Annotated in this window: 26 protein-coding genes; 22 read left to right on the top strand and 4 right to left on the bottom strand. The window is 54.2% G+C overall.

Going from position 1 to position 26,045, the window contains the following annotated elements:
* The first annotated feature begins 4 nt into the window (after positions 1-4).
* From ccoO to JF44_RS0106135, 20 genes are all read left to right on the top strand, one after another.
* A complete protein-coding gene (gene ccoO / locus JF44_RS0106225; RefSeq protein ID WP_033068090.1) occupies positions 5-736 on the top strand; it encodes a cytochrome-c oxidase, cbb3-type subunit II in 732 nt (243 codons plus the stop codon).
* Positions 737-752: 16 nt separating this feature from the next.
* Positions 753-914: a cbb3-type cytochrome c oxidase subunit 3 gene (locus tag JF44_RS20135; protein WP_081944350.1), complete on the top strand. Its 162-nt coding sequence runs from the start codon at positions 753-755 to the stop codon at positions 912-914.
* Between the two features lie 15 nt (positions 915-929).
* Positions 930-1,802: a cytochrome-c oxidase, cbb3-type subunit III gene (gene ccoP, locus JF44_RS0106220; RefSeq protein WP_033068089.1), complete on the top strand. Its 873-nt coding sequence runs from the start codon at positions 930-932 to the stop codon at positions 1,800-1,802.
* A 296-nt stretch (positions 1,803-2,098) separates the two neighbouring features.
* Positions 2,099-3,586 carry a cytochrome c oxidase accessory protein CcoG gene (ccoG, locus tag JF44_RS0106215; protein ID WP_033068088.1) on the top strand — a complete coding sequence of 496 codons (1,488 nt, stop codon included), beginning with the start codon at positions 2,099-2,101 and terminating at the stop codon, positions 3,584-3,586.
* Between the two features lie 32 nt (positions 3,587-3,618).
* Positions 3,619-4,137, top strand: coding sequence for a FixH family protein (locus JF44_RS0106210; protein ID WP_033068087.1), 519 nt, complete (start codon positions 3,619-3,621; stop codon positions 4,135-4,137).
* Positions 4,134-6,557, top strand: coding sequence for a heavy metal translocating P-type ATPase metal-binding domain-containing protein (locus JF44_RS0106205; protein WP_052065499.1), 2,424 nt, complete (start codon positions 4,134-4,136; stop codon positions 6,555-6,557). The genes JF44_RS0106210 and JF44_RS0106205 overlap by 4 nt, the downstream gene beginning before the upstream one ends.
* Before the next feature lie 4 nt (positions 6,558-6,561).
* Positions 6,562-6,750, top strand: a complete 189-nt coding sequence (gene ccoS / locus JF44_RS0106200; RefSeq protein WP_033068086.1) for a cbb3-type cytochrome oxidase assembly protein CcoS — start codon at positions 6,562-6,564, stop codon at positions 6,748-6,750.
* An 80-nt stretch (positions 6,751-6,830) separates the two neighbouring features.
* Positions 6,831-7,529: a cyclic nucleotide-binding domain-containing protein gene (locus JF44_RS0106195; protein WP_052065498.1), complete on the top strand. Its 699-nt coding sequence runs from the start codon at positions 6,831-6,833 to the stop codon at positions 7,527-7,529.
* A gap of 212 nt (positions 7,530-7,741) precedes the next feature.
* The gene (panB, locus tag JF44_RS0106190; RefSeq protein ID WP_033068085.1) at positions 7,742-8,587 is read left to right on the top strand and encodes a 3-methyl-2-oxobutanoate hydroxymethyltransferase; all 846 of its coding nucleotides are present in this window, start codon (positions 7,742-7,744) and stop codon (positions 8,585-8,587) included.
* Positions 8,588-8,648: 61 nt separating this feature from the next.
* Positions 8,649-9,518 (top strand): pantoate--beta-alanine ligase, encoded by an 870-nt coding sequence (gene panC / locus JF44_RS0106185; RefSeq protein ID WP_033068084.1) that lies wholly within the window; start codon positions 8,649-8,651, stop codon positions 9,516-9,518.
* A 243-nt stretch (positions 9,519-9,761) separates the two neighbouring features.
* Positions 9,762-11,249, top strand: a complete 1,488-nt coding sequence (gene ffh, locus JF44_RS0106180) for a signal recognition particle protein (RefSeq protein ID WP_033068194.1) — start codon at positions 9,762-9,764, stop codon at positions 11,247-11,249.
* Positions 11,250-11,386: 137 nt separating this feature from the next.
* Positions 11,387-11,797, top strand: coding sequence for a 30S ribosomal protein S16 (rpsP, locus tag JF44_RS0106175; RefSeq protein WP_033068083.1), 411 nt, complete (start codon positions 11,387-11,389; stop codon positions 11,795-11,797).
* A 47-nt stretch (positions 11,798-11,844) separates the two neighbouring features.
* On the top strand, positions 11,845-12,519 hold the full coding sequence (gene rimM / locus JF44_RS0106170; protein WP_033068082.1) for a ribosome maturation factor RimM: 675 nt from the start codon (positions 11,845-11,847) through the stop codon (positions 12,517-12,519).
* Between the two features lie 3 nt (positions 12,520-12,522).
* Complete coding sequence (trmD, locus tag JF44_RS0106165) at positions 12,523-13,239, top strand: tRNA (guanosine(37)-N1)-methyltransferase TrmD (RefSeq protein ID WP_033068081.1); 717 nt, start codon at positions 12,523-12,525, stop codon at positions 13,237-13,239.
* 3 nt (positions 13,240-13,242) lie between these two features.
* Complete coding sequence (gene rplS / locus JF44_RS0106160) at positions 13,243-13,650, top strand: 50S ribosomal protein L19 (protein ID WP_033068080.1); 408 nt, start codon at positions 13,243-13,245, stop codon at positions 13,648-13,650.
* Positions 13,651-14,219: 569 nt separating this feature from the next.
* The gene (gene leuC, locus JF44_RS0106155; RefSeq protein WP_033068079.1) at positions 14,220-15,626 is read left to right on the top strand and encodes a 3-isopropylmalate dehydratase large subunit; all 1,407 of its coding nucleotides are present in this window, start codon (positions 14,220-14,222) and stop codon (positions 15,624-15,626) included.
* Positions 15,627-15,637: 11 nt separating this feature from the next.
* Positions 15,638-15,826 (top strand): hypothetical protein, encoded by a 189-nt coding sequence (locus JF44_RS0106150; RefSeq protein WP_008889810.1) that lies wholly within the window; start codon positions 15,638-15,640, stop codon positions 15,824-15,826.
* A 4-nt stretch (positions 15,827-15,830) separates the two neighbouring features.
* Complete coding sequence (leuD, locus tag JF44_RS0106145; RefSeq protein ID WP_033068078.1) at positions 15,831-16,442, top strand: 3-isopropylmalate dehydratase small subunit; 612 nt, start codon at positions 15,831-15,833, stop codon at positions 16,440-16,442.
* 89 nt (positions 16,443-16,531) lie between these two features.
* A complete protein-coding gene (leuB, locus tag JF44_RS0106140) occupies positions 16,532-17,632 on the top strand; it encodes a 3-isopropylmalate dehydrogenase (protein ID WP_033068077.1) in 1,101 nt (366 codons plus the stop codon).
* Positions 17,633-17,788: 156 nt separating this feature from the next.
* Positions 17,789-19,837, top strand: a complete 2,049-nt coding sequence (locus JF44_RS0106135; protein WP_033068076.1) for an AsmA family protein — start codon at positions 17,789-17,791, stop codon at positions 19,835-19,837.
* Positions 19,838-19,877: 40 nt separating this feature from the next.
* On the opposite strand, the gene sigJ is transcribed toward JF44_RS0106135, so the two are convergent.
* Positions 19,878-20,798 carry an RNA polymerase sigma factor SigJ gene (gene sigJ, locus JF44_RS0106130; protein ID WP_081944355.1) on the bottom strand — a complete coding sequence of 307 codons (921 nt, stop codon included), beginning with the start codon at positions 20,796-20,798 and terminating at the stop codon, positions 19,878-19,880.
* Between the two features lie 103 nt (positions 20,799-20,901).
* On the bottom strand, positions 20,902-21,336 hold the full coding sequence (locus tag JF44_RS0106125) for a carboxymuconolactone decarboxylase family protein (RefSeq protein ID WP_033068075.1): 435 nt from the start codon (positions 21,334-21,336) through the stop codon (positions 20,902-20,904).
* A gap of 305 nt (positions 21,337-21,641) precedes the next feature.
* Between JF44_RS0106125 and JF44_RS0106120 the strand changes: the two genes are divergently transcribed.
* Positions 21,642-22,298 (top strand): NADPH-dependent FMN reductase, encoded by a 657-nt coding sequence (locus tag JF44_RS0106120; protein ID WP_033068074.1) that lies wholly within the window; start codon positions 21,642-21,644, stop codon positions 22,296-22,298.
* Between the two features lie 35 nt (positions 22,299-22,333).
* On the opposite strand, the gene JF44_RS0106115 is transcribed toward JF44_RS0106120, so the two are convergent.
* Together JF44_RS0106115 and JF44_RS0106110 are read right to left on the bottom strand one after the other, a co-directional pair.
* Positions 22,334-22,750: a hypothetical protein gene (locus JF44_RS0106115; protein ID WP_033068073.1), complete on the bottom strand. Its 417-nt coding sequence runs from the start codon at positions 22,748-22,750 to the stop codon at positions 22,334-22,336.
* A gap of 222 nt (positions 22,751-22,972) precedes the next feature.
* Complete coding sequence (locus JF44_RS0106110) at positions 22,973-24,196, bottom strand: SAM-dependent methyltransferase (RefSeq protein WP_033068072.1); 1,224 nt, start codon at positions 24,194-24,196, stop codon at positions 22,973-22,975.
* Positions 24,197-24,665: 469 nt separating this feature from the next.
* Here JF44_RS0106110 and JF44_RS0106105 point away from each other — a divergent pair, with 469 nt between their 5' ends.
* The gene (locus tag JF44_RS0106105; RefSeq protein WP_033068071.1) at positions 24,666-25,691 is read left to right on the top strand and encodes an aspartate-semialdehyde dehydrogenase; all 1,026 of its coding nucleotides are present in this window, start codon (positions 24,666-24,668) and stop codon (positions 25,689-25,691) included.
* Positions 25,692-26,045 lie beyond the last annotated feature (354 nt).

The following is a 26,045-nucleotide window of genomic DNA, read 5'->3' as shown; positions in this document are numbered from 1 at the left end:
AGATATGCTTCTTAAGAAACACCATATTGTTGAAAAGAACGTCTTTGTTCTGGTGCTTGGTATTTTTCTGACCATCATCATCGGCGGTATCGTCGAAATTGTACCGCTGTTTACGATGGAACAAACCATCGAGAAGGTCGAAGGGGTGCGTCCGTATTCCCCGCTCGAACAGGCTGGCCGAAACATCTATCTCCGCGAAGGCTGCTATAACTGCCATTCTCAGCAAATTCGTCCCTTCCGTGACGAGGTTGAACGGTATGGCCATTACAGCCTTGCTGCAGAATCAATGTATGACCATCCGTTCCAGTGGGGATCGAAACGAACCGGTCCGGATCTGGCGCGTGTCGGGGGAAAATATTCCAATGACTGGCATGTCGCCCACATGATTGACCCACGTGCGGTTGTGCCGGAATCGATCATGCCGGGCTATCCGTTCCTGGCGGAGCGCAACTTGAATTTTGATGACGCCCAGGCCCACCTTGAGACCCTTAAGATGGTTGGGGTTCCCTACACCGACGAGATGATCGCGTCCGCCAAAGCCGACCTTTACCTGCAGGCCAGCGAGGATGCGGCTTGGGATGATGATTTCCTCGCACGCTACCCGAATGCGGCAACAGGTGATTTTGATGGCAATCCGCAAAAGCTGACAGAAATGGATGCGTTGGTTGCGTATCTGCAAGTGTTAGGTCGGATGGTCGATTTTACCACCTACAACCCGCAGATGAACCTGCGTTAACGCAAGGGGGATCGTCATGGAAATCTTTACGCAACTCGCTGACTTTTTCCGCCCGCTGTGGGGTTTGTGGCTGATGGTGCTGTTCGGCGCGATTATTGCCTGGGTCATGTGGCCCAGCAAAAAGCGCAACAAGGACATGGAATCACACGCCCAGATTCCCTTCCGGGATCAGGATTAAGGGGAGAACAGAGCAATGTCGACAAACGTCGAGAAGGATCAAGTATCCGGGCGCGAGACCACTGGTCACGAATGGGATGGCATCAAGGAACTCAATACCCCGCTGCCGTCCTGGTGGGTCTATGTCTTCTGGATCACCTGCATTTGGTCGGTTGGCTATTGGGTGGTTTACCCCTCTTGGCCGACTGCCAACGATTATCTCAAGGGAACGTTTGGCACGACCAACCGTACCGAGCTTCATGAAACCATGAACAATGTGACTGCAGAACGTGCGCCATATATGGAACGCCTGGCTGCCCTGGAACTTCCGGAAATCGTGAGTGATAGCGAACTTCTGAACTTTTCCATGGCAGGTGGCAAAGCCGTGTTTGCAGATAACTGCGCGCCTTGTCACGGCACCGGCGGGTCCGGCAATCCGGGCTTCCCGTCGCTTCAGGATGATGCATGGCTGTGGGGTGGATCGCTTGAGGCCATCAATGAAACGCTTCATGTCGGCATTCGTTGGGATGCCAACGAAGACACCCGTTTCAATGACATGCCCGCATTTGGCCGTGATGAATTGCTTGAACGTGATCAGATCAATGATGTGGTTGAATATGTTCTGGCATTTTCTGATCGGGCAACCGACATGCAGGCAATCGATCGCGGTGCTGTCGTCTTCGAAGAAAACTGTGCCGCCTGCCACGGCGAAAATGCCAAGGGTGTTCAGGAACTCGGGGCCCCGAACCTGACCGATGCGATTTGGCTGTATGGCGGTTCAAAAGCCAACATCACTGAATCGGTCATGAATTCCCGTCGCGGTGTCATGCCCGCATGGGGTGGACGCCTTGATGAAGAAACCATCAAAATGCTGACGGTTTATGTCCACTCCCTTGGTGGCGGTCAATAAACCAGAACATCAGGGAAAGGTCCGCAATTTCCAATCGCGGGCCTTTCCTGTTTTCTGCCGACCACATGGCGGCTCCCGTCACTTTTCCTAATGATATGACGGCTTAATTGACATGTATCATGGTGGCCCTGATGGGCCTTTCGTATTGTCGATCTGAGATTTGAATAATTAGAGTCTGCTCTGTAAAGCTGCCAGAACATGAAAAGTACCTGACAGCCGAACCTTGCGAAACGACTGGCGGTTCCCACCGCATAGAGAGCAGTCGTCAGGTTCAGAGCAACAAACAGGTAGCGAACATGGTCCCGTCCGATTTGCCGCAAGCCGATCCGAACGTTGTTGCCGACGGCTCGTATGACGAAGTGCCGCTGTATAAAAAACGCGACAAAGTTTATCCCAAACGCGTTTCCGGGCGCTTTCGGAACCTGAAGTGGTTTGCACTGATTGCGCTTCTGGGCATCTACTGGGTTGTCCCGTGGCTGCGCTGGGACCGTGGTCCATCTGCACCGGATCAGGCCGTGTTGATTGATATGGATCTGGGCCGGGCTTATTTCTTCTTTATCGAAATCTGGCCCCAGGAAGTCTATTATATCACCGGCATCCTGATCATGGCCGCCATTGGCCTGTTTTTGGCGACCTCGCTGTTTGGGCGCATCTGGTGTGGATATGGCTGTCCGCAAACAGTTTGGACCGACCTTTTCATGCTGGTCGAACGTCATATTCAGGGGGACCGCAACGCACGCGTGCGGCTTGACAAATCCAAATGGACGCTTGAAAAAGTCTGGAAGATCGGGGCGACCCATCTGGCCTGGGTTGCCATTTCAATGGCGACTGGCGGGGCGTTTGTTCTGTACTTCCATGATGCACCGACAGTAATGGTCGATATTTTCACTGCCAATGCAACCTTTGGCACTTATGTCACCATCGCGTTTCTGACCGGCTCCACCTACTTGCTGGCGGGCTGGGCCCGTGAACAGGTTTGCACCTATATGTGCCCCTGGCCGCGTTTTCAGTCGGCCATGCTTGATGATGAAAGCATGATCGTCACCTATGAAGGCTGGCGCGGCGAACCACGTGGGCCGATCAAACGCAAGAACCTGCAACGTGGCGAAGTTCCCGAAGTCGGCCACTGTATTGATTGTCAGGCTTGCGTGAATGTCTGTCCGACCGGGATTGATATCCGCGATGGCCTGCAAATGGAATGTATTGGCTGTGGTCTGTGCATCGATGCCTGCAACGAGATGATGGACAAGGTCAGCTTCCCGCGTGATCTGGTACGATTTGACTCGGTCCAGAACAGTCAGCTTCGTTCACAGGGCAAGGCAACCCATGTGCGGATCATCCGACCGCGCACCATTTTTTACACCATCATCCTGATGCTGGTGGCAGCGGTTATGATGTTTGGCTTGGCCAACCGTTCGGTGCTGGAGCTCAATGTCCTGCGCGACCGCAACCCGCTGTTTGTCGCACTTTCAGATGGCGACGTTCGAAACGGCTATACCCTTAAGGTGCTCAACAAGGAACAGGCTGAAAAGACCTATACCCTGTCAATTGACGGCCTTGAATTGACGGATTTTCAGGTTATCGGTCAAACGCCCAATCAGGACGGGACGTTTAATCTGGATGTCGCCCCGGACCGGGTTGGAAGTTTCCGGGTTTTCGTTGCAGCAAACCCGGGATCACTCGACGGCGCATCGACCGCGTTCGAATTCACGATAACCGACCAGGAAACCGGCAATACCGAAACTTATGATACAGTGTTCGCCGGTCCCGAAAACGACCGCTGATCGCACAGGCGTTTCAGTTCAGGAGACAAGTTATGGCAATGCATATGACATCCTCTACCTCCGATCAGAATGGTCCGCGTAAATCGGACCGCTGGATTCCGTGGTACTTTGTCGGTGGCTTTGCCATCATGTTGATTGCCAATATTTCGCTGATCACCTTTTCCATGACCAGTTGGAATGGCCTTGTCACCAAACACGCCTTTGAAGAGGGCAACAATTACAACGCTGCCATTTCCGGTGCTGCCCGTCAGGCAGAACTTGGCTGGCGCAGCAAGATCACCGTCAACGGTGTCATTGATCAAAATGCCACGATCACTGTGCTGTTTCGCGACAAGGATTCAAACCCCATCACGGGGGCGAAAATGTCGGTCATGATGGCACGTTCGGATCGCGATGATCTCGATGTTACCGTGCCGATGGCCGAAATCGCACCGGGCGAATACCGTGCCAGTGCCGCCTTTCCGGTTTACGGACGCTGGCAGTTGCGCACCATTGCGCATGCCATGGGCGATGATTACCAAACCGTCGAAAGCGTTGTCGTTAACCCATGACCCACGCCGTGCCGTCATGCCGCCATTGCGGCGAGCCGGTGACTGCCGTGTCACCCGCAGCACCGGATTTTTGCTGTGCCGGATGTGCAGGCGCATATGAACTTCTGGGCCAACTTGGACTGAGTTCCTATTACAATCGACGGGCGATTGATCCAAAAGTCCGCGCCCTGCGGCCAGATGAAGATGAAATCGCCAGTTTCGATTTCACCGAACTTGCCAGCACGGATGACGAAGGTCATCACCATCTGCATTTGATGGTCGATGGCATCCATTGTGCCGCCTGTGTCTGGTTGATCGAAACCCTGTTGCAGCGAAACCCGGCTGTGTTGCAGGCGCGCGTCAACATGACGACGCGACGTCTGCGCCTAAGCTGGCAGGGGCATGTTTCTGATATCGAAGACATCATCCGCCCGGTGATGCAAATGGGCTACCGCCTGATCCCGTTTGATCCGGCCGCCCTTGAACAGGCGACTGTTTCGCGCAACAAGGAATTGCTGCGCTGTCTGGCGGTTTCCGGCTTTGCGGCAGGCAACGTGATGTTGCTGTCGGTGTCGGTCTGGGCCGGGTATTTTCAGGGCATGGGCGGGGCAACCCGCGATCTGTTTCACTGGATTTCCGCCCTGATCGCCCTTCCTGCTGCCGCCTATGCCGGAATGCCGTTTTATCGATCCGCCCTTGGTGCCATTCGCAATCGCCGGGTCAATATGGATGTGCCGATCAGTCTGGGGGTTATTCTTGCCCTTGGCATGAGTTTGGCCCAAACCATTCGCGGCGAACCGCATGCCTATTTCGATAGTGCGATCACGCTTCTCTTCTTTCTTCTCATCGGACGATATCTTGATGGTCGGGCACGCGGGCAGGCACGCTCAGCCGCCGAACATCTTTTGTCGCTGAATGCCCGTTCGATCACGGTCATTGACACGGATGGCACACGCCGCCTGATTGCCCCACAAAAAGCCAAACCGGGCATGATCGTTCTGGCCGCGGCAGGCGAACGTATCGGCATTGATGGCAAGGTCATTGACGGCCAATCTGATATCGACACCAGCATCATTACCGGCGAAAGCATCCCGGTCCTGACACGCCCCGGTGCCACCGTCTTTGCCGGAACCACCAATATATCGGCCCCGCTGCGCATCGAAGTCACTGCGACTGGCGGCAACACGCTGCTGTCTGAGATTGTCCGGCTGATGGAAAATGCCGAACAGGGGCGCGCCAAATATGTCGCTGTTGCTGATCGCGTGGCAAAGGGATATGCCCCGATTGTCCACAGTCTGTCGCTTCTGACCTTTTTTGGCTGGTGGTTGGTTGGCGGAATTGGCTGGCAGGATGCATTGATGAATGCCATCGCCGTTTTGATCATCACCTGCCCCTGTGCCCTGGCATTGGCCGTGCCGGTCGTGCAAGTGATCGCGACCGGGCGTTTGCTGCGTGCGGGCATTCTTGTGAAATCGGCCACAGCCCTTGAACGTTTGACAAAAATAACCGGCGTCATCTTTGATAAAACCGGCACGCTGACCACAGGAAAACCGGAACTGGTCAACCAACCGCCCCTGGAAAAGCTGACCCTTGCGGGCGAAATTGCCGCAAACAGCAACCATCCCCTGTCCCGTGCATTGGTCCGAGCAGCCGGAAATGTCGCCCCCCATGCAAATGTGACCGAACAGCCCGGTCTTGGGTTGATGGCACGAGGCCCGGTTGGTCCGATCCGTCTTGGCAGTCGCGCCTTTTGCAATATTGCTGAGAACGCCGATCTGCCCTCAGATGTCAGCGGCCCGGAACTGTGGCTTTCTGAACCGGGCGTGGCCGCAACACGTTTCGTCTTTCGCGACAGCCTACGCAGTGATGCATCTGACGTGGTTGATAACCTGCGCACACGTGGATTTGAGATGACACTTCTGTCAGGCGACCGCGAAACAACGGTGCGTCAACTGGCCGAAACGCTTGGCATTGCAGACTGGCAGGCACAGATGTCGCCAACCCAAAAGGCCGCCCATATCCAAACCCGTGCAGACGCTGGAAATTATGATCTTATGGTCGGTGATGGCATCAATGATGCACCTGCCCTTGCTGCGGCCCACGCATCCATGTCCCCGGCAACGGCGGCTGAAATTTCGCAGAACGCGGCGGATATTGTGTTTCAGGGAGACAAGCTTGGCGCTGTGATCGAAGCGATTGATGTTGCGCGCAAGGCAGACCGGCTTGTCCGGCAAAACTTCGCACTGTCCTTTGCCTATAATGTCATAACGATTCCACTTGCCGTTTCGGGCTTTGTCACCCCGCTGATTGCGGCAATTGCCATGTCATCATCTTCATTGATCGTAATTGCCAATGCCTTGCGTCTGCACGCCAGATCAGGCAAACCAGACACAGCAGACATCAAACCAGCCGCCCGGATGTCGCAACAGGCAGGGACATGATGCCATGAGCAACCTTCTTCTCCTGATCCCTATTGCCCTGTTTTTGGGGCTTCTTGGCCTTGGTGCGTTCCTGTGGTCGTTGCGTTCGGGCCAGTTCGATGACATGGAAGGTGCGGCCAATCGCATTCTTTTTGATGATGACGATACCAAGACTCCCGAAAAGTCAAAGCGCATCGATCCGAACGATAGTTAGAATAGCTTGAAACGGCCCCTCCTCATCAGATAGATTTGCAACCTACTTTCCCAGCCAGATCACCAGCATCGGAGTCTGTGATGGCCGTCCGCCCCCAACTTTGCGAAGCCTGTTCTATCAAGGACTTAACTTTTTGCTCGGCGTTGCATGGCGACGAACATGATCAACTGCGCAAATTGCTGACTCTTGCCAACTATGACCCGCACAGCACCATTTTCCACGAAGCCGAAGACGCCGACTACGTTTTTAACGTCACCTCCGGTTCCGTAAAGCTTTACAAACTGCTTGGCGATGGTCGCCGTCAGATTACCGGTTTCCTGTTTGCCGGCGATTTTCTGGGACTGGCGCTTAATACCAATTACAGCTACACGGCCGAGGCGATTGAACCCGTCAGCGCCTGCCGGTTCCCGCGCCAGAAGCTTGAAAAGCTGTTTGATACGTTTCCCCACCTGGAAAAACGCATGCTTGGCATGGCGGTTGACGAACTGGCTGCCGCACAGGATCAGATGCTTCTGCTTGGGCGCAAGACTGCCAAGGAAAAGGTCGCATCCTTCCTTCTGATGCTGGCCCGCCGTCAGGAACATCGCGGCGAAAGCACCGATACCATCAATGTGCCGATGAGCCGGTCTGACATTGCCGATTATCTTGGCCTGACGATTGAAACCGTGTCACGAACCCTGACGCAACTGCGTAAGGAATCAACGATTACACTCAAGGACAACCGCCACATTGAAGCGGTCGGTCTTGATATGCTTGAAGACCTTGCCGAAGGTTTATGATTGCGTTGTGCATCTGCACAGCCGTCTCCGTCAGCCTCGACAATCGTTCAAGCCAAACACTTGAAACCGCACAAATTCGGCGGCATTGCCCGAATTGCTTATTTCGCGATTGCAAAAAATGTTTCCCGAAAATGGTCATGATATTGTAAACATGGTCACACGCCCGGCAGAGATTGGGCAGTTATATCCGGTTCATCCGGGGGAGAAACGTCATGAGTGCCACCACAAAAAAGTTGGGGCGGACTTCCGTCCCTGAGCTTCGTGCCCGCAAGGGCAATGAACCCATTGTCTGCCTGACGGCTTATACTGCACCGATGGCCCAACGTCTGGATGAGCATTGCGACCTTCTTCTGGTCGGCGATTCACTGGGCATGGTTGTCTATGGCATGGAAAGCACGCTTGCGGTGACTGTCGATATGATGGTCAACCATGGCAAGGCCGTCATGCGCGGATCAAAGAACGCCTGCGTTGTTGTTGATCTGCCGTTTGGCAGCTATCAGGAATCCAAGGAACAGGCATTCCGTACAGCATCCCATATTCTTGCTGAAACCGGCTGTGCCGCTGTTAAGCTTGAAGGCGGTGCAGAGCTTGCCGAAACCATTGAATTTCTGACCATGCGCGGCGTACCTGTCATGGCCCATATCGGCCTGATGCCCCAACAGGTCAACACCATGGGCGGCTTCAAAAGCCAGGGACGCGGCGAAGAAAGTGCTGAAAAAGTCCTCAATGACGCCATTGCCGTTGCCAAGGCAGGTGCCTTTTCAGTCGTGGTCGAAGGCACGGTCGAGGCGGTCGCGCGCCGCATTACCGAGTCCATTGATATCCCGACCATTGGAATTGGCGCATCCGTCGCCTGTGATGGTCAGGTGCTGGTGACCGAAGACATCCTTGGCCTGTTTTCCGACTTCACACCAAAATTCGTCAAACGCTACGCCAATCTTGGCGATGCTGTTTCCGAAGCGGTCGGCCAATATGCCGACGAAGTGCGCACCCGTCAGTTCCCGACGGATGAACATTGCTTTGGTGTTCCGAAAAAAGGTAAGTTGCGCGCGGTCTAAAGTCTGCTGCGTTTAGACCAGATCGCACTCATTTCCTGCAACATTCGATACGACGATCAAAATGTCCCTTACGACTGTTCACACTGTCGCAGATTTGCGTGCGGCTGTTGCCGACTGGCGCGCCAAAGGCCTGCGTATTGCGCTGGTGCCGACCATGGGCGCCCTCCATGACGGCCATGTCAGCCTGACCAAACTTGCCCGTGAACATGCCGACCGGGTCATCGTATCAATCTTTGTCAATCCGACCCAGTTCGGTCCAAACGAAGATTTCAGCGCATATCCCCGCACCCTGCCCACCGATCAGAAGCTGCTTGACGAAGCCGGCGTTGAACTGTGCTTTGCGCCATCAGTCGATGAAATGTATCCGGATGGCTTTGCCACCAAGGTCGCCGTCGATGGGGCAATGACCAATGTGCTATGCGGTGCAGCCCGGCCCGGTCATTTTGACGGGGTTGCCCAGGTTGTTACCAAACTGCTGCTGCAAGCCATGCCTGATTGCGCGATTTTCGGGCAAAAGGATTACCAGCAACTGATGGTTATCCGCCGGTTCAGCGCGGATCTCAATATTCCGGTTAAAATCATCGGCGCGAAAATCCAGCGCGAGGCAGATGGCTTGGCAATGTCATCGCGCAATCGCTATCTGACCACATCCGAACGCGCCATTGCCCCGACCCTCAATCGGGTGCTTGGCAGCATTACCGCTGAAGCTGTAAAGGGCACCGAACTTGGTCCGCTTCTGGCCAAGGGACGCGAAGATATCCTGTCGGCCGGGTTTGATCCGATTGACTACCTTGAAGTCCGTGATGCGCAAACTCTTGAGCTGATTAGTGACAAGGTGGAAAAACCGGCGCGAATCTTCGTTGCGGCCCGCCTTGGCAAGGCCCGGTTAATTGACAATCACGCGATTAATCCGGATGTTTCAGACGCTTAAACAACCGGTTGGATGAAGTCATCAAACAGGTGAATCGCCGATTGCAGGGAAATTGACTCAGAAAGCGCAGAATGATGCGCTTTTGCGCCCGATTGCGCTTGACTCACCACCCCCGATCCAATAAACCCTCTCCACCAAAGGTCGCCCCAGAGGTGACTCCCCCAGTCCTCGAGTTTCGAGCACTGGGTTTTAGTTTTTTGTGCGCACACGGTGGAAACACCGGCAACACAGACGGGATTTGGAATGTTTGAAGGACTAAGCGATCGCCTTGGCGGGGTTCTTGATAAGCTGCGCAAACGTGGCGCGCTGAAAGAATCCGACGTCAAGGAAGCCATGCGCGAAGTACGCGTCGCCCTGCTTGAGGCGGACGTGGCACTTCCGGTCGTGAAAACCTTTATCTCCAACGCAACCGAACGTGCGATTGGTGCAGATGTTCTGCGCTCGGTCACACCGGGCCAGATGGTCGTCAAGATCGTCCATGATGAACTGAAAAACATGCTGGGCGAAGGCGAAGAGATCAATCTTGCCTCTACCCCGCCGGTTCCGATCCTGATGGTTGGTCTGCAGGGTTCTGGTAAGACCACGAGCTCGGCCAAGATCGCGCTGAACCTGACCAAAAAGCGCAACAAGAAAGTCCTTCTGGCATCGCTCGATATCTATCGTCCGGCCGCCCAGCAGCAGCTGAAGGTTCTGGCCGACGATAACGGCCTTGGCGTTTTGCCGATCGTCATGGGCGAAAAACCGGTTTCGATCGCCAAGCGTGCGATGGATACCGGCCGCAAGGAAGGCTATGACGCGGTTATCCTTGATACCGCCGGTCGCCTGCATATCGACATGGAACTGATGAGCGAAGTCGCCCAGGTCCGTGACGCGGTCAACCCGGTTGAAACCCTTCTGGTCACCGATGCCATGACCGGTCAGGACTCGGTCAATGTCGCCAAGGAATTTGCCGAAAAGGTCGGCATCACCGGTATCGTTCTGACCCGTGTGGATGGCGATGCACGGGGTGGTGCCGCACTTTCGATGCGTCAGATCACCGGCTGCCCGATCAAGATGATCGGTATCGGCGAGAAAATCGACGAGATGGAAGCCTTCCATCCCGACCGTATCGCCAACCGTATCCTTGGCATGGGCGATGTTGTCAGCCTGGTTGAAAAGGCTGCTGAAAACATCAAGGTCGAAGACGCCGAGAAAATGGCCAAGAAGCTGCGTAAGGGTCAGTTTGACCTGAACGACCTTCTGGCTCAGCTCAAACAGCTTCAGAAGATGGGTGATCTTTCCGGCATCATGGGCATGCTGCCGGGCATGGGCGCGCTGAAAAAACAGATGTCGCAGACCAAGCTTGATCCGAAACTTCTGACCCATCAAGAAGCAATCATCCTGTCGATGACCCCGCACGAACGTGAAAACCCGGCGGTCATCAAGGCATCACGCAAAAAGCGTATTGCCGCAGGCTGCGGTCTGACCGTTCAGGAGGTCAACAAGCTCCTGAAACAATATCAGACCATGTCCACCATGATCAAAAAGATGGGCAAGCAGGGCAAAAAAGGTCTGTTTGGCGGCATGCCGAAAATGGACCCATCCATGCTTGAGGGCGGCGAAATGCCGGACCTGGGTAACCTGCCCAAAGGATTAACCGGTGGCGGGGGCGGTTTGCCGCCCGGGTTGCCGGGACTGGGAGGCGGCGGTGGCATGCCTCCGGGATTTCCGGGGTTCGGCAAAAAGAAATAGCCAAGCCCCCGGTTCTTGAAGAATTCCTCTTAGGAACCAAAACCGGCCCATAAAGCCGGATTGAAGACCAAGTGAATAGACCCCTTGGGGTCATGATTTAGAAGACTACAAACCCAAGCTGAAAGGAACTTATCCGAATGGCTGTCAAGATTCGTCTTTCCCGTGGCGGTGCCAAGAAGCGTCCGTACTACCGTATCGTAGTTGCTGACGTTCGTGCCCCGCGTGACGGCAGCTTCATCGAGCGTGTCGGCACCTACGACCCGATGCTCCCGAAGGATGCTGAAAACCGCGTAACCTTCAAAGAAGAGCGCATCAAATACTGGCTGTCTGTTGGCGCACAGCCGACCGATCGTGTTGCACGTTTCCTGGGCAAAGCTGGCCTGGCTGAAGCATTCAAACCGACCGAACAGCCGCAGAAGTCTGCTCCGAAAGCGAAAGCTCAGGAACGTCTTCGTGAGAAAGCTGAAAAAGCTGAAGCTGCTGCTGCCGCTGCTGCGGAAGCCGCTGCCGAAGCAGCAGCACCTGCTGAAGAAGCTGCAGGCGAGTAATCGCTGAAAGCACGCTTTGATCAGATACCGGAAACTTGTGAACCGAAATGGCTGATACCCGCAAATCCAAAAACGACGAAGCTTATGTCTGCGTCGGCATGATCACCGCCCCGCACGGGGTGCGTGGTGCCGTGCGCGTCAAAAGCTATACCGTCGACCCGGATAACCTTGTTGGTTACGGCCCGTTGTTCGACGCCAAGGGACGCCTGAAATACAAGCTGTCTCCTGTCGGGCATGTCCGCGACCAGTTGATCGCCAAGATCGAAGGCGTGGACGACCGGGACGGAGCCGAACGGCTGCGGGGAACCAAGCTGCATGTGCCGCGTGCTGCACTTCCGGAAACGGTTGAAGAAGACGAATTCTATCTTGCTGACCTTGTCGGTCTGAAAGCCTTCCATGTTGATGGTTCGGTTTTTGGCACCGTTCGGGGTGTGGCTGATTTTGGCGCTGGCGACGTGATCGAAGTCGCGCTTGAAGAAGCCAAGGGCAAGGTTGTGGTTCTTCCCTTCACCAAGGAAGTTGTGCCGGACGTGGTGCTCTCGGAACGCAAGATGGTGGTAAATCCGCCCGAGGGGCTACTGCAGGATGAAGACGGACCCGGCAATCGCAGCCGTCGTCCGAACAAATCCCGCAAGGACTCTCAGGCCGACCGCGATTCTGATGCCGTTACTGCTGATGCAGTGGGCGCGGAAACCGCGACCGGCAGCGGGAAGGAGGCCTGATCGATGTCTGTGTGGCAGGCAAAAGTTGCAACCCTGTTCCCGGAAATGTTTCCGGGCGTGCTTGGTCAGTCTTTGGCTGGTCGTGCGCTTGAGAACGGGATCTGGTCGCTTGATGTCAAAGACATCCGCGATCACGCAACCGACCGCCACCGCACTGTAGACGACAATCCCTTTGGGGGCGGGGCCGGTATGGTCATGCGCCCGGATATTGTCGACGCCGCCCTGTCGGAATTGCGTGCCTCGGCACCGCAGTTGCCGCTGATTTATCTCAGCCCGCGGGGAAAAGTGCTGAACCAGAAACGTTGCCGCGAATTGGCAGCAGGTCCTGGTGCCATCCTGCTTTGCGGTCGTTACGAAGGTATCGACCAACGGGTTCTGGATGAACATCAGGCCGAGGAAGTCAGCATCGGTGATTACATCCTCATGGGCGGCGAATTGCCGGCCATGGTCCTGATTGAATCGTGCATTCGCCTTATCGAGGGAACGGTCAACAAGACCGAGTCCGTCGACGAGGAAAGCTTTGAAACCGGGTTGCTTGAATATCCGCATTACACGCGCCCGGCCAATTGGAACGGGCGTGACGTGCCGGAGATCTTGCTTTCCGGTCATCATGCCAAGGTACAAGCCTGGCGGCATGCTCAGGCAGAAGAAATTACCCGCGCGCGACGCCCGGACCTTTGGGACCGGTATGTTGCAAACGGGAACATCAAAGAGGGTTAAACCATGACCAACATCATCCAGCAGCTCGAGAAAGAGCAGCTCGACAAAATCGTTGAAAAACGCGAAGTCCCGGAATTCGATGCAGGTGATACCGTCCGTGTCCACCTGAAAGTCGTTGAAGGAACCCGCGAGCGTATCCAGCAGTTCGAAGGCGTATGCATTGCGCGTAAGAACCGCGGCCTCAACTCTTCCTTCACCGTGCGTAAAATCGCATCGGGCGAAGGCGTTGAGCGTATCTTCCAGTCCTACTCCCCGGCAATCGACAAAATCGAAGTCGTTCGCCGCGGTGACGTACGTCGCGCGAAACTTTACTACCTTCGTGGCCGTACCGGTAAATCTGCACGTATCGCCGAGCAGACCACCGGCCACAAAGGCAAACTGACCACCGCAGAGCGCACCAAGAAGAAGTAATTCTTCGCGTTCCGGCGTGTCGGAAGAACAAGCGGGCTCACCTTCGGGTGGGCCCGTTTTGCTTTGCTATTCTCAATTCGGCTCGGGAAACAGCAAGGGATGAAAAACAGACAAATACCCGTATTGATTGTATTATAATGAATCGCCGAATTTTGCGCCCGATCCAAAAGTCCCGCAGAAATCCGCAGATTAAATCATCAGAATTCGTTATATCAGATATCTATTACCTATCGACAATTTGGCAAATTTTGCTTGTTTTAGCTACTTTTGGATGCCGCATTCCCGCCCGTTCAATTTCCGGGTGTAGAGGTGCGAAAAACACGCGCTCTGCGCCTTGCGATTTGGAGGCTTGAGTGTATAAAGGCACTCCCGCGGCAAAAACAATCAAACCCGCGTGGCTATGGGTAATAAAATTTCGCAAACCGGATAAAGCCGGTTGCGGCGAAGAAAACGCCACATTGCGTTCGCCATACCGGCAGAATGCTTGGGTTTTATCTTCGTAAAATCCAGAACCACACCGGCCGGACGGTTGTTGCTGCTCAAAAGATCGATTTAATGAGGAGGTCGAGATGGGTCAGCCTAAAACCCTTTTTGACAAGATTTGGGAAAGTCATGTGGTCGACACGCAGGATGATGGTACCTGCCTGCTTTATATTGACCGTCATCTCGTCCACGAAGTGACCAGCCCGCAGGCTTTTGAAGGCCTGCGCAATACCGGCCGCAAAGTGCGTCATCCGGAATTGACACTGGCTGTGCCAGATCACAACGTTCCGACGTCTGACCGTTCCGAAGGCATCAAGGAAGAAGACAGCCGCATTCAGGTTGAAACCCTTGACCAGAACGCCAAGGACACCGGCATTCACTATTTCCCGATGAACGACCTGCGTCAGGGCATCGTGCACATCGTCGGCCCGGAAGAAGGTTTCACCCTTCCCGGCGTGACTATGGTTTGCGGTGACTCGCACACCTCCACCCACGGCGCATTTGGCGCACTTGCATTTGGCATCGGCACGTCCGAAGTCGAACATGTTCTGGCCACCCAGACGCTTGTTCAGAAGCCGGCCAAAAACATGCTGGTCAAGGTCGAAGGTGACCTGCACCCGGGTGTAACCGCCAAGGACATCACCCTTGCGATCATCGGTCGCATCGGAACGGCTGGTGGTACCGGTTATGTTATTGAATATGCAGGCTCGGCCATCCGCTCTCTGTCAGTTGAAGGCCGCATGACGGTCTGCAACATGTCGATCGAAGGCGGCGCACGTGCCGGCCTGATCGCCCCAGACGAAAAAACCTTTGAATATATCAAGGGCCGCCCGATGGCACCGAAGGGTGCGGCATTCGAACAGGCTGTTGAATACTGGAAAACGCTGCCGTCTGACGAAGGCGCACATTACGACAAAGTTGTCGAAATTGATGCCGCAGACATCGTCCCGCAGGTTACCTGGGGCACCAGCCCGGAAGACGTCGTACCGGTTACCGGCACTGTTCCGTTCCCGGCCGATGGCAAAGACGCCGGCAAGCAAAAAGCTATCGAGCGTTCGCTTGAATATATGGGTCTGACCGCAGGCACCCCGATCGAGGAAATCAAGATCGACCGCGTCTTTATCGGTTCGTGCACCAACGGACGTATCGAAGATCTGCGTGCTGTTGCCGAAGTCGCCAAGGGCCGCAAGGTTTCCGGATCTGTCAACGCCATGATCGTACCGGGTTCCGGCCTTGTCAAAGAACAGGCAGAAGCCGAGGGCCTGCATGAAATCTTCATCGAAGCAGGGTTTGACTGGCGTGAGCCGGGCTGCTCGATGTGTCTGGCGATGAACCCGGACCGTCTGGCCCCGGGTGAGCGTTGCGCTTCGACCTCGAACCGTAACTTCGAAGGCCGTCAGGGCCGTGGTGGTCGTACCCACCTGGTCAGCCCGGCTATGGCAGCAGCCGCTGCGATCACCGGTCATCTGACTGACATTCGTAAACTCGGTTAAGGAAGGTTCCCATGGCCGATCACACATTGATCAATTTCCGCGAAAGCGCCCCGCGTCTGGGGCGCGCTCCGGTGCTCGAACATCTTTTGCCGCAACTGACCGGCATCAATCTGCCTGACTTTGTTGCGCAGGAACTCGACGCAACCGAAGAATTGATCGAAGCATTGGGTCTGGCCTGGGAAACTGGAAGCAAGGGATAAGACAATGGAAAAATTCACCAAGCTCACCGGTGTTGCCGCACCGCTGCCGATGATCAATGTCGATACCGACATGATCATTCCCAAACAGTTCCTCAAAACCATCAAACGTTCGGGCCTTGGCAAGAACCTGTTTGATGAAATGCGCTATGACGACGACGGCAACGAAATCCCTGATTTCGTTCTGAACAAACCGGCATATCGCAATGCGCAGATCCTTGTATCGGGTGACAACTTCGGCTGCGGTTCTTCGCGCGAACACGCACCTTGGTCACTGCTGGATTTCGGCATTCGCTGTGTGATCGCACCAAGCTTTGCCGACATTTTCTATAACAACTGCTTCAAGAACGGCATCCTGCCGATCCGTTTGCCGCAGGAAGATGTCGACAAGCTGATGGCCGATGCCGAACGCGGCGCAAATGCCACCGTGACGGTTGACCTTGAAAGTCAGGAAATCACCGGACCGGATGGCGGCTGCATCAAGTTTGAAGTCGAAGAGTTCCGCAAGCATTGCCTGCTGAATGGTCTTGATGACATCGGCCTGACCCTGCAGAAGGCAGATGCCATCAACGATTTCGAAGCCAAGCGCGCAGCGTCGCAGCCCTGGCTTTCGCTTTAATTCAAAAGGGGCTGCGAACACCTGTTTGCCGCCCCTTTTCTGTCTTTACGGGGTAAGCGGCCCCGAAAATATCTGGGAAGGATTCTTTTATGACCACCAAAAAAGTACTGATGCTGCCAGGCGACGGAATTGGCCCGGAAGTCATGCGTCAGGTTCAGCGCGTCATGGACTGGATGGCGAAAAAGCGCAATGTGAACTTCGAAATTACCGAAGGCCTGATTGGCGGCGCATCGATTGATGCACACAACAACCCGCTGAGCGACGAAACGCTTGCCGATGCCATGGCAGCTGATGCGGTTCTGCTCGGTGCTGTTGGTGGTCCAAAATGGGATGATCTTCCGTTCGACATCAAACCGGAACGTGGCTTGCTCAAAATCCGCAAGGAAATGGGCCTGTTTGCCAACCTGCGCCCCGCCCTTGTATTTGATGCGCTTGCCGGTGCGTCGTCGCTGAAAGAAGACATCGTCAAGGGGCTGGACATCATGATCCTGCGCGAATTGACCGGTGGCATCTATTTCGGTGAACCCCGCGGCATCGAAGAACGCGATGGTGTGCGCTTTGGCTATAACACGCTGGTGTATTCCGAACCGGAAGTCGAACGTATTGCCCGTGTCGCTTTTGACATGGCGATGAAACGTGACAAGCGCCTGTGCTCTGTCGACAAGGCCAACGTTCTGGAATCCACCGTTCTGTGGCGCGAAGTCGTCGAACGTGTTGCCAAGGACTTCCCCGAAGTCGAACTCGGCCACATGTATGTCGATAATGCCTCCATGCAGCTTGTACGTAATCCGAAACAGTTCGACGTGATGGTTACCACCAACATGTTTGGCGACATTCTTTCCGATTGCGCGGCCATGCTGACCGGGTCGCTTGGCATGCTGCCGTCCGCATCCCTTGGTGCAGCGGATGAAAACGGTGCCCGCAAAGCCCTTTACGAGCCGGTACACGGTTCGGCCCCGGACATTGCCGGTCAGGACATCGCCAACCCGCTGGCAACCATTCTGTCCTTTGCGATGATGCTGCGCTATTCCTTCGACATGGGCGACGATGCCACCCTGATCGAAGACGCGGTTCAGAACGTCCTTAAGGGCGGCCTGCGCACCGCAGACATCATGCAGCCCGGCATGGCCAAGGTTTCGACCACCGTTATGGGTGAGTCCCTGATCAACGAACTCGAAAAGCTCGTCTGATACCAACCTCAGACTGGCACTAAGATATTGACAGGCCGGGTTATTTTAGCCCGGCCTGTTCTTTTGTGTGGGTTGACACCCCCATACCCAATCGGGAAGCTGATTGGAACATCCTAATCAATCAAAACAATTCCATTCGCGGTCAGGCAGGGTCACATGAGCAAAAAGAAAATCATTATTGGCGGCATCGCAGTTCTCGCTGTAGCTGCCATTGGCGCGCATGTTGTCGCACCATCTTTCTTTGAAGGGCGTTTTCGGGCCTATCTGACAAATCCGAATGCCGATCTTGCCGGAAGCTTTGACAGTTTCGAACTCTCCTTGCTTGGCCGCACCATGGCAGCGACAGATATTTCCCTTCGGACCCCGCAAGGCGTCGAAATCTCCGCCGATAGCATGGCGATGGAAGGTGTGAATTGGCTGACCCTGCTTAACAGCAATCCGTTTGGTGACGTTCTTGCCAGCGATGTTTTGATCAGCAATGCAATGGTCAAGCAAGACGGGCGCATGGCATCCTCAAGCACCCCGTCACTTGGAAACCTGCGCATCACCTTAACAGACGGCGACATAAATTATGCGATTGATAGCGGCGAGTTACCCGACCTTGTCCTGAAAGATGGAACCGAACTTCTTCTGACTGCTGACATGTTGGCATTGGGCAATGCCGACCATAAGAACATCCGTGAAATAACCGCACGTGGCCTTTCATATTCCCGTCCGCAAACCGGCGAAGGCATTTCAATGGAAACCATGGCTGCCAACGACTGTGTGCTTGCCAGCAACGTACCCTTCAGTCTTGCCCTACCAGACGCCCCCCTTGAGCACTGTGCAGCCATATCGGGCAGTACTGTCATGATCACGTTAGATGATGTCACCAAAGTCACGGCTGCTGGTTTTGCGGTTGATCAGCTCAGCCCAAATGGTGTTGAAACCGCGAACATCACGGACGTGGAAGTCTTTGACAATGACACCCGTCAGCTGAGCATCAGTGCAATCGATATTGCCGGACTGAACCAATCCATTCGCCCCGACGCATTTGATGATGACCAAAAACTTGATGCCCGCGAATGGCAACACCTTATTGATAACCTGTCGATCGACCATTTCTCCATTTCCAACGCCGCTGTTCAGGCCAAAGAAGGCACTGGCAAACTGGGGGGCTTTGCCATTGACGGACTCAAGAATGGTGAACTTGCAAAACTAAACGTCTCTGGGATTGATATTGAGATAAAGGAAGACGCCAAGAACCCGTCGCTAAAGCTTGGCACGTTTGAAGTTTCAAAATTCTCACTTAACCGTCTCCATCGCGTTCTCGACAAGATGGAGACGGATGTTGCCCAATCCGCAGACCCCGACGTCCAGATAAAAGCACTTCAAAACCAAACCATCGGTGACCTTGGACTGGTGATGTCACCGCTGATTTATGAAACCTTCCTGTTTTCGGACTTTTCCGTCTCAATGGACGGTGATCCCGAGAATCGCTTCACCATTGGACTGGACCGTGCAAATGGCAGCCTTGGTGATCCGGTAAAACTTGATGGTTCCAACATGACCTTCGCCAAAAAGGCACGCGCTGCCTATGAAGGGTTTTATATTGAATTGGGTGAAGGCGCCCCGGTCAAGCCGATGGTCGCCGAGATGCTTGGTCTTGAAACATTCGACCGCATTACCATGAATGGCAAAAACAACGTCACCTGGGATGAAACATCGGGTGTCTATACCTATGACATCGAAGATCTGTCGATTGATGAAATTGGCGGCATAAGCCTTTCGGCCCGTGTCGGCAATCTGACACATGATGTCATGACCGAACTTCTTTCAGCCCGGCTGGATCAGTCAGAAAAGCTGCAACAGATTGGCATGGCTCAAATCGGGCTGGATGGTGCGCGCCTTGAAATCAAGGGCGAGAAGCTTGTGAAATTGTTCTTGCGCCTTGCCGCACAAGGCAACGGCCAAACCGCTGAAGACCTGCAACTGGTCGGTGCCATGACATTGATGCAGATGCAACAGAATTTTGCCCAGTTCCCCCAACTCTCCAGCGCCATAAGCGAACTGGTTGACTGGTTTAGCAATCCGCAACATCTGGTCATCGAGCTGTCACCAGATGCGCCGGTACCATTTGGCGTCATCGCCGCAGGCGGGCTTCAGCCCCACACTGCCGCCGACCTGATGGGGTTGCGCATTCAGGCCAACGAAAACATCAAATAATCGTCAGACACTTGATCAATTTCTCCATAAAGGCCGGGTTTTACCCGGCCTTTATACTGGTGCCGCCAAGCTCTTCGGCCTGGGTCAGCAATGGCTCAAACAAGGCAAGTTTATCTGGATTGCGATGGACGAACACATCGATCAACTTCCCATCGCGGGACGTCGCACAGACTGCCGTATCAATCACACCATCGGCTTGCGTTATCAGCCAGTTTTCATGTGCAAGTGACAATTGGAAAACCCGCACAGTCGGATCGCTTTTGCGCCATACTCCGACAAAGAACCGTGCGACCTTATCGGCCCCATAAACCGGATTAAGCGCCGAGGAAGCCTTGCCCCCGCCATCGGAATGCATAATGACATCAGGTGCCAATTGGCTGACCAGTTGGTTTACGTCACCTTGTCCAAGCGCTGCGACAAAGGCTTCTATTTGTGCACGTTCGCATGCCTTGCCTTCTGGTTCTGGCGTTGCATCCCGTTCATCTTCGCGCTGCATTTTGCGGCGCGCACGAAACAGAATTTGGCGCGTGTTGTTTGGTGTTCGCTCAATCACCGGGGCGATATCATCGTGGACCCAATCAAACACTTCATGCAGCACAAGTGCAATCCGCTCAACAGGGGCCAAACGTTCAAGCATCAGCAAATAGGCCTGCCCAAGACCATCTCGTTCCATCAGGTTTTGTTCAGCGATGGGCTGTTCAGGTGGAAGCCAGGGTTCGGGCAGCCACTGCCCGACATAGTTTTCGCGCTGACGACGTGCGGATTTCAAAACATCCAGACACACATTGCTGCAAACCCGCACCAACCATCCGGTAGCATCGCGAATGGCATCATGATCCTGATTGCGCCAACGCAGCCAAACATCCTGAACCGCGTCTTCGGCATCGGCGTGACTGCCCAACATGCGATAGGCAAGCGCCATCAATCTGCGGCGATTTGTTTCAAATTTCTGATCTGCCATGGATGCCCTGTCAAACCGATGAAGCGGTACAGGGAAACCCTGTACCGCCTTTTGCACGTCATTATAACGCTTTTTATCTGTTTGGGTCCGGGTCAACGCCCGGTTATGCAAATTCATGCTGTGCGATACCCAGTTTATTCCATGAATTCATTGTCGCAATGATGCAGGTCAGTTCTGAAATCTGGGCTTCTTCGAAATGATCAAGCAGCGCACGGTAACTTTGTGAAATACGTACCTGCGGCTCAGACCGGGTCAGGCATTCCGCCCAATCAAGGGCACAGCGTTCTGCTGCATCAAACCCATCCGCACTGCGCCAGACCGGCAACATCGCCAGTTTCATCGGATCACCACCATGTTCGGCAAAACTTTTGGAATGCATCCGCACGCAATAGGCACATTGATTGATCTGCGATACGCGGCTTTCGATCAAGTCGCGCAGGACCGGCGCAATCGTGGGGTTCTGCCCCAACGCAGTTGCAAGGGCAAACTGGGCGTTAAAAAGGGCCGGACTGACTTCATGAAATGCAAAGCGGCTCATATCTGTTTCTCCTTGGTGGCTTGGGAAAACTCCCTTCTGCCAACAAGGACGACACAGAAACATGATGCGTTACGCAGACGTCTGATTTTTTCAGATTTTATTCTTTGTCACCCCGTGGCATCGGCCCGTTCCACCACCGAACCTAGACAACCCCCGTTGAATGCAACAGGATGAAGAACGGATGGCCAATCTTCTGGATAAAGACGAAGATATCAGAACTTCATCGGGCTGTTTCTTTGGGTAAACCGGTCCCAAAAACCTACCCTTTAACACCGCTCTTATTATTACGAAAAGGATCGTCTGGTATGGCGCTTGATATTCTGGTTTTCCTTGGTTCGATCCGTGACTCCAGCCCACCACGCCCCGCCAGATTAGGACACCGCATCGCCCAAGCCACCATGCGACGTCTTGAAGCCTCGAACATCAACGCGTCGTTGATCGATCCTTTGGACATCACCTTGCCAAAGCCTTTTAAACCGCATTTTTCCTATGCGAAGGGCAAAGCACCGCAAGATATGGAAACGCTTGCGCAGCGCATTGGCAAAGCGGACGGCTATGTAATGGTCAGCCCCGAATACAACCATTCAATGAGTCCGGCTCTCGCAGACCTTCTCAATCATTTTGGCAGTTCGCTCTATGCCTACAAGCCGTCTGCGATCGTCACCTATTCCGCCGGTCAATGGGGCGGCACAAGAGCCGCGGTCAACATGCGCACATTTCTATCCGAACTCGGCTGTCTTCCGGTTTCGGCGATGATTCATATCCCGAAATCTCAGGAAATATTCAACGAAGATGGGGCATATATGCCCGAAGTTGATGGCACCCGGTGGGATGGCTACTTCGACCGAACCCTTGGCCAACTGGCATGGTGGGCAAAAGCCGCGCAGACACAGCGAAACCAGGCCCCTGATGCCATGGCAGAGCCCTTTACGAAAAGTCCATCCCAACGCAATGCGCCTTGATGCGACAAGTTCTGGGATTCGATAAGGTTCTGCCCCTAGATAATTCGAACTTCTTTTAGCGCGTCGGCGACTTCCTGATGCATCACCCAGACCCAGTCTTCGCCATCGGATTGCCGCCCATCGGCCAAGGTAAAGATTGCTGCCAGATAATCGCTAACATCACTGTCACAAATTGGCAGCCCTGCCGCCGCAGATATTTTACGTGCCAAGCGGCCATATTTCTTATTGCCGATGCGCGCGCCAAAATGGCCAACCGTATTGGCAAGTGTCAAACCAGTAATCTCACGCCCTGGCGCCATCGCATGAACGCGCAACATGTCCCGCTCACAGCTTGAAATTTCGATCTCGCTCAGCGCGCGCACATAATCTTCAGTTTGACCGATATGTCGCCCGTCAGATGACGCAGTGTTTTTTTGATCGTTGGCGTCGTCCCAGTTCAAGGATTTGAGCATATGTCGTTTCCTCCCGACAAAATGACCGGTGAAATTGTTTTCACATTCGTTGCGCCGGTCGATCACACGATGTGATTTCAAATCAAAGGCACGTATGTAGCTTCCTCGTGGTCATCAGCATGGTTAATGATGGGACGCAAAACGATGTCCCTGTTTTTCATGTGGGGTTGGCGACTTGCAAAACAAACGGGGGCGGGAACCAAAGTTCCCGCCCCCGTTTGGTCAGGTATATTCAAAGCCCGGCTTGGTAAAGACAAACTGCCCAACCCGCATGCCGCCGCCGCCCTCGGAATCATCAAAGGCGTTGATGCATCCGGCCAGATAGAACTCCCACATGCGTTTGAATTCTTCGTCATACTTTTCCGGATCAAGATCATCGGCCACCGCCCGGAACCGGTCCCGCCAGGCCATCAGGGTCTGTGCATAATTCCGACCGGGATGGAAATGCGATGCTTCGACCCTCAAACTGGCATGTTCGGCAGCCTCGATCACTTCGTGGACCGCGGGAATATAGCCACCGGGGAAGATATATTTATCAATCCAGGGGGATGTAAATTCTGCCCGCGGTTTAATGATGGTGTGGATGACCGCACGCCCGCCTGCCTTTAAAAGTTCGCCGACTTTCTCAAAATAGGTTTTGAACTGATGACGCCCGACATGTTCGAACATGCCGACCGAAACGACACGGTCGTATTTCCCGGCATTGGCATCAGCAAAAATCCGGTAATCCAGCAGATGATACTCCAGCCCCGCCTGCATGTTGTTGCCCATCTCGGCACGTTTTTCCTGCGCCCAGTTGAACTGTTCGGTCGAAAGCGTAATGCCATGCACTTCGGCCCCGGTTTCGCGATGGATGAACCGGCTTAAACCACCCCAACCACAGCCAATATCAACCACCCGCAACCCCGGCTCATTGATCTGAAGCCGCTGGGTGGTCAGGCTCATTTTCCGATTCTGGGCTTCTTCAAGGGTTTGCGCCCCGTCATCCCAGAAGGCACATGAATATTGCATCTCCGGGTCAAGGAACTGTGTGTAAAGATCATTGCCGATATCATAGTGATGGCGCACACGCTTGGACGCGGCGGCGACACTGGTAAACTGTGATATCTGAAATTTAAGCGCCTGCAGTTTTTCGATAAAACTGCCAAACCCGTTCGACGAATGCCCGCCTTCAAAGTTCAGGCGCAGGACCCTGATCAGGTCTTCCATCTCGCCTTTGACGACATCAAAACCGCCATGCATGAAAGCTTCGCCAAACCCCGGATCCGGGCTGAGCGCCATTTTAAGCGTGTTGGTCCAGTCCGGCACAGTCATCCCGGCGCGCGGGTCGGTGCCATCGCCCAACACAACTTCATGTTTGTCATCCACACGAAAAATCAATGTTCCGCGCGTGACGTGTTCGCGAAAGAAATCGAGAACCTTTTTCTGTGTCCAATCCAAATTCATCGGGTACGTCATTGGCCGTCCTTTTTGCAAAAGTCGGAATAGGGTCATGACCCTAGTGATCGCCCCATATGCAGCGCAGCAGTGCCACATATCTGCATCAATCCCCTGATCAGGATCGTTTTATCTGGCCGTCCGGAAGGTCGTCAGTTGATGGCAGCGGTAGCGTAATTGCGACCAGGCCGAAATACAGAAATCAAACTGGCAAGCTGCTAAACGATTCTGATTTCAGGTTCGACACAGGAACCCCTGTAACAATTCTGCCAGAATTTTCTGCGATCTCAAGTAGTAATCATAGGAGCAATGTCAACGATGCGCTTGCGCAATGCCCGAGAACCCCTTACATCTCGCCGCAGATTATCAGACATTACCAACAGGCACCGGCCCCGTACTGCCCGATCAACCAACCCGGCACTCCCGGATGGCCCCGGCTTCGGACACCGTGCCTGACAGACCGAAAAGAGGCACACAGATGGGCTATAAAATCGCTGTTGTTGGCGCGACCGGAAATGTCGGGCGCGAGATGCTCAACACCCTTGCCGAACGTAATTTCCCGGCCGATGAAGTCTTTGCGCTGGCGTCGTCAAAATCGATCGGCCGCACCGTTGGCTATGGCGAAGATACCGACATTGGTGTTCTGGATGCCGCGACCTTTGATTTCTCCAATGTTGATATCGCCTTGTTTTCCGCAGGCGGCGAAACAGCAAAGAAACTCGCGCCCAAGGCTGCCGACGCAGGCTGTGTCGTCATCGACAATTCAAGTTACTGGCGCATGGAACCGGGTGTTCCGCTGATTGTGCCGGAAGTCAATGCCGATGCGCTGGCGGGTTACGCCAAAAAGAACATCATTGCCAATCCGAACTGCTCGACCATTCAGATGGTTCTGGCCCTCAAACCGCTTCATGACATCGCAACGATCAAACGTATTGTCGTATCGACGTATCAGTCGGTATCGGGTGCCGGTCGTGCCGCCATGGACGAGCTGTTCAACCAAACCAAGGGCATCTATGTGAACGATCTTCCCCAGAAGGAAGAATTCACCAAGCAGATCGCTTTCAACGTCATCCCGCATATCGACAACTTCATGGATGATGGCGCGACCCGCGAAGAATGGAAAATGTCGGTCGAAACACGCAAAATCCTTGCCCCGTCCGAGATTGCCGTTCATGCGACCTGTGTTCGCGTCCCGGTCTTTGTCGGCCACGGCGAAGCGGTCAATATCGAGTTTGAAAAACCGATCACGGTGGAAGAAGCCCGCAAAGCGATGAAAGCCTTCCCGGGCGTATCCGTCGTCGATTACCGTCAGGACGAAGGATATGTCACCCCGCAGGAAGTACAGGGCGAAGACAATGTCTTTGTCTCACGCGTGCGCAAGGACCCGACGGTCGAAAACGGTCTGGCGCTGTGGTGTGTTGGCGATAACCTGCGCAAGGGTGCTGCCCTTAACGCGGTCCAGATTGCCGAAAAACTGATCGCTGATTTTCTGCCCAAGAAATAACCCGCAGCGGCGCACAATCCGTTGATCTGAAAACAAAACCCGCCCTTTGCTGGCGGGTTTTGTCATATCTGGTTGGCGCAACGTACTGGCAACCCCCGACAAAAGACGCTAGGGTCAAAATTCATTCATATGACTGTCCCGGTCTGCCCGGTTGATGCGGATACGCGAAGCTAAACCGCAGGAAGATATACATCTTTCAAGGTTTTGCGACAAAGCAACCCACTCAAACCCGGGGGATCTGAAGGACAACGGATATGAGTTTTGACCCTGTGGGAAAAAGAATAAATTTCGACATAACAAGATAGCGACCCGATTGCACGGGACTGATCAACAAAAAGAAACATCGGGGAATCG

Origin of the sequence: Thalassospira australica (assembly GCF_000763295.1) — a bacterium.
Classification (GTDB): Bacteria; Pseudomonadota; Alphaproteobacteria; order Rhodospirillales; family Thalassospiraceae; genus Thalassospira; species Thalassospira australica.
Note: the sequence above shows the minus strand (reverse complement) of the source record. Positions and strands in the feature narration are given on the sequence as shown.

What these genes read in the sequence shown, in the direction of transcription:
- ccoO (WP_033068090.1), top strand. Translation starts at nt 5, where the DNA reads ATGCTTCTTAAGAAACACCATATTGTTGAAAAGAACGTCTTTGTTCTG.
- JF44_RS20135 (WP_081944350.1), top strand. Translation starts at nt 753, where the DNA reads ATGGAAATCTTTACGCAACTCGCTGACTTTTTCCGCCCGCTGTGGGGT.
- ccoP (WP_033068089.1), top strand. Translation starts at nt 930, where the DNA reads ATGTCGACAAACGTCGAGAAGGATCAAGTATCCGGGCGCGAGACCACT.
- ccoG (WP_033068088.1), top strand. Translation starts at nt 2,099, where the DNA reads ATGGTCCCGTCCGATTTGCCGCAAGCCGATCCGAACGTTGTTGCCGAC.
- JF44_RS0106210 (WP_033068087.1), top strand. Translation starts at nt 3,619, where the DNA reads ATGGCAATGCATATGACATCCTCTACCTCCGATCAGAATGGTCCGCGT.
- JF44_RS0106205 (WP_052065499.1), top strand. Translation starts at nt 4,134, where the DNA reads ATGACCCACGCCGTGCCGTCATGCCGCCATTGCGGCGAGCCGGTGACT.
- ccoS (WP_033068086.1), top strand. Translation starts at nt 6,562, where the DNA reads ATGAGCAACCTTCTTCTCCTGATCCCTATTGCCCTGTTTTTGGGGCTT.
- JF44_RS0106195 (WP_052065498.1), top strand. Translation starts at nt 6,831, where the DNA reads ATGGCCGTCCGCCCCCAACTTTGCGAAGCCTGTTCTATCAAGGACTTA.
- panB (WP_033068085.1), top strand. Translation starts at nt 7,742, where the DNA reads ATGAGTGCCACCACAAAAAAGTTGGGGCGGACTTCCGTCCCTGAGCTT.
- panC (WP_033068084.1), top strand. Translation starts at nt 8,649, where the DNA reads ATGTCCCTTACGACTGTTCACACTGTCGCAGATTTGCGTGCGGCTGTT.
- ffh (WP_033068194.1), top strand. Translation starts at nt 9,762, where the DNA reads ATGTTTGAAGGACTAAGCGATCGCCTTGGCGGGGTTCTTGATAAGCTG.
- rpsP (WP_033068083.1), top strand. Translation starts at nt 11,387, where the DNA reads ATGGCTGTCAAGATTCGTCTTTCCCGTGGCGGTGCCAAGAAGCGTCCG.
- rimM (WP_033068082.1), top strand. Translation starts at nt 11,845, where the DNA reads ATGGCTGATACCCGCAAATCCAAAAACGACGAAGCTTATGTCTGCGTC.
- trmD (WP_033068081.1), top strand. Translation starts at nt 12,523, where the DNA reads ATGTCTGTGTGGCAGGCAAAAGTTGCAACCCTGTTCCCGGAAATGTTT.
- rplS (WP_033068080.1), top strand. Translation starts at nt 13,243, where the DNA reads ATGACCAACATCATCCAGCAGCTCGAGAAAGAGCAGCTCGACAAAATC.
- leuC (WP_033068079.1), top strand. Translation starts at nt 14,220, where the DNA reads ATGGGTCAGCCTAAAACCCTTTTTGACAAGATTTGGGAAAGTCATGTG.
- JF44_RS0106150 (WP_008889810.1), top strand. Translation starts at nt 15,638, where the DNA reads ATGGCCGATCACACATTGATCAATTTCCGCGAAAGCGCCCCGCGTCTG.
- leuD (WP_033068078.1), top strand. Translation starts at nt 15,831, where the DNA reads ATGGAAAAATTCACCAAGCTCACCGGTGTTGCCGCACCGCTGCCGATG.
- leuB (WP_033068077.1), top strand. Translation starts at nt 16,532, where the DNA reads ATGACCACCAAAAAAGTACTGATGCTGCCAGGCGACGGAATTGGCCCG.
- JF44_RS0106135 (WP_033068076.1), top strand. Translation starts at nt 17,789, where the DNA reads ATGAGCAAAAAGAAAATCATTATTGGCGGCATCGCAGTTCTCGCTGTA.
- sigJ (WP_081944355.1), bottom strand. Translation starts at nt 20,798, where the DNA reads ATGGCAGATCAGAAATTTGAAACAAATCGCCGCAGATTGATGGCGCTT.
- JF44_RS0106125 (WP_033068075.1), bottom strand. Translation starts at nt 21,336, where the DNA reads ATGAGCCGCTTTGCATTTCATGAAGTCAGTCCGGCCCTTTTTAACGCC.
- JF44_RS0106120 (WP_033068074.1), top strand. Translation starts at nt 21,642, where the DNA reads ATGGCGCTTGATATTCTGGTTTTCCTTGGTTCGATCCGTGACTCCAGC.
- JF44_RS0106115 (WP_033068073.1), bottom strand. Translation starts at nt 22,750, where the DNA reads ATGCTCAAATCCTTGAACTGGGACGACGCCAACGATCAAAAAAACACT.
- JF44_RS0106110 (WP_033068072.1), bottom strand. Translation starts at nt 24,196, where the DNA reads ATGAATTTGGATTGGACACAGAAAAAGGTTCTCGATTTCTTTCGCGAA.
- JF44_RS0106105 (WP_033068071.1), top strand. Translation starts at nt 24,666, where the DNA reads ATGGGCTATAAAATCGCTGTTGTTGGCGCGACCGGAAATGTCGGGCGC.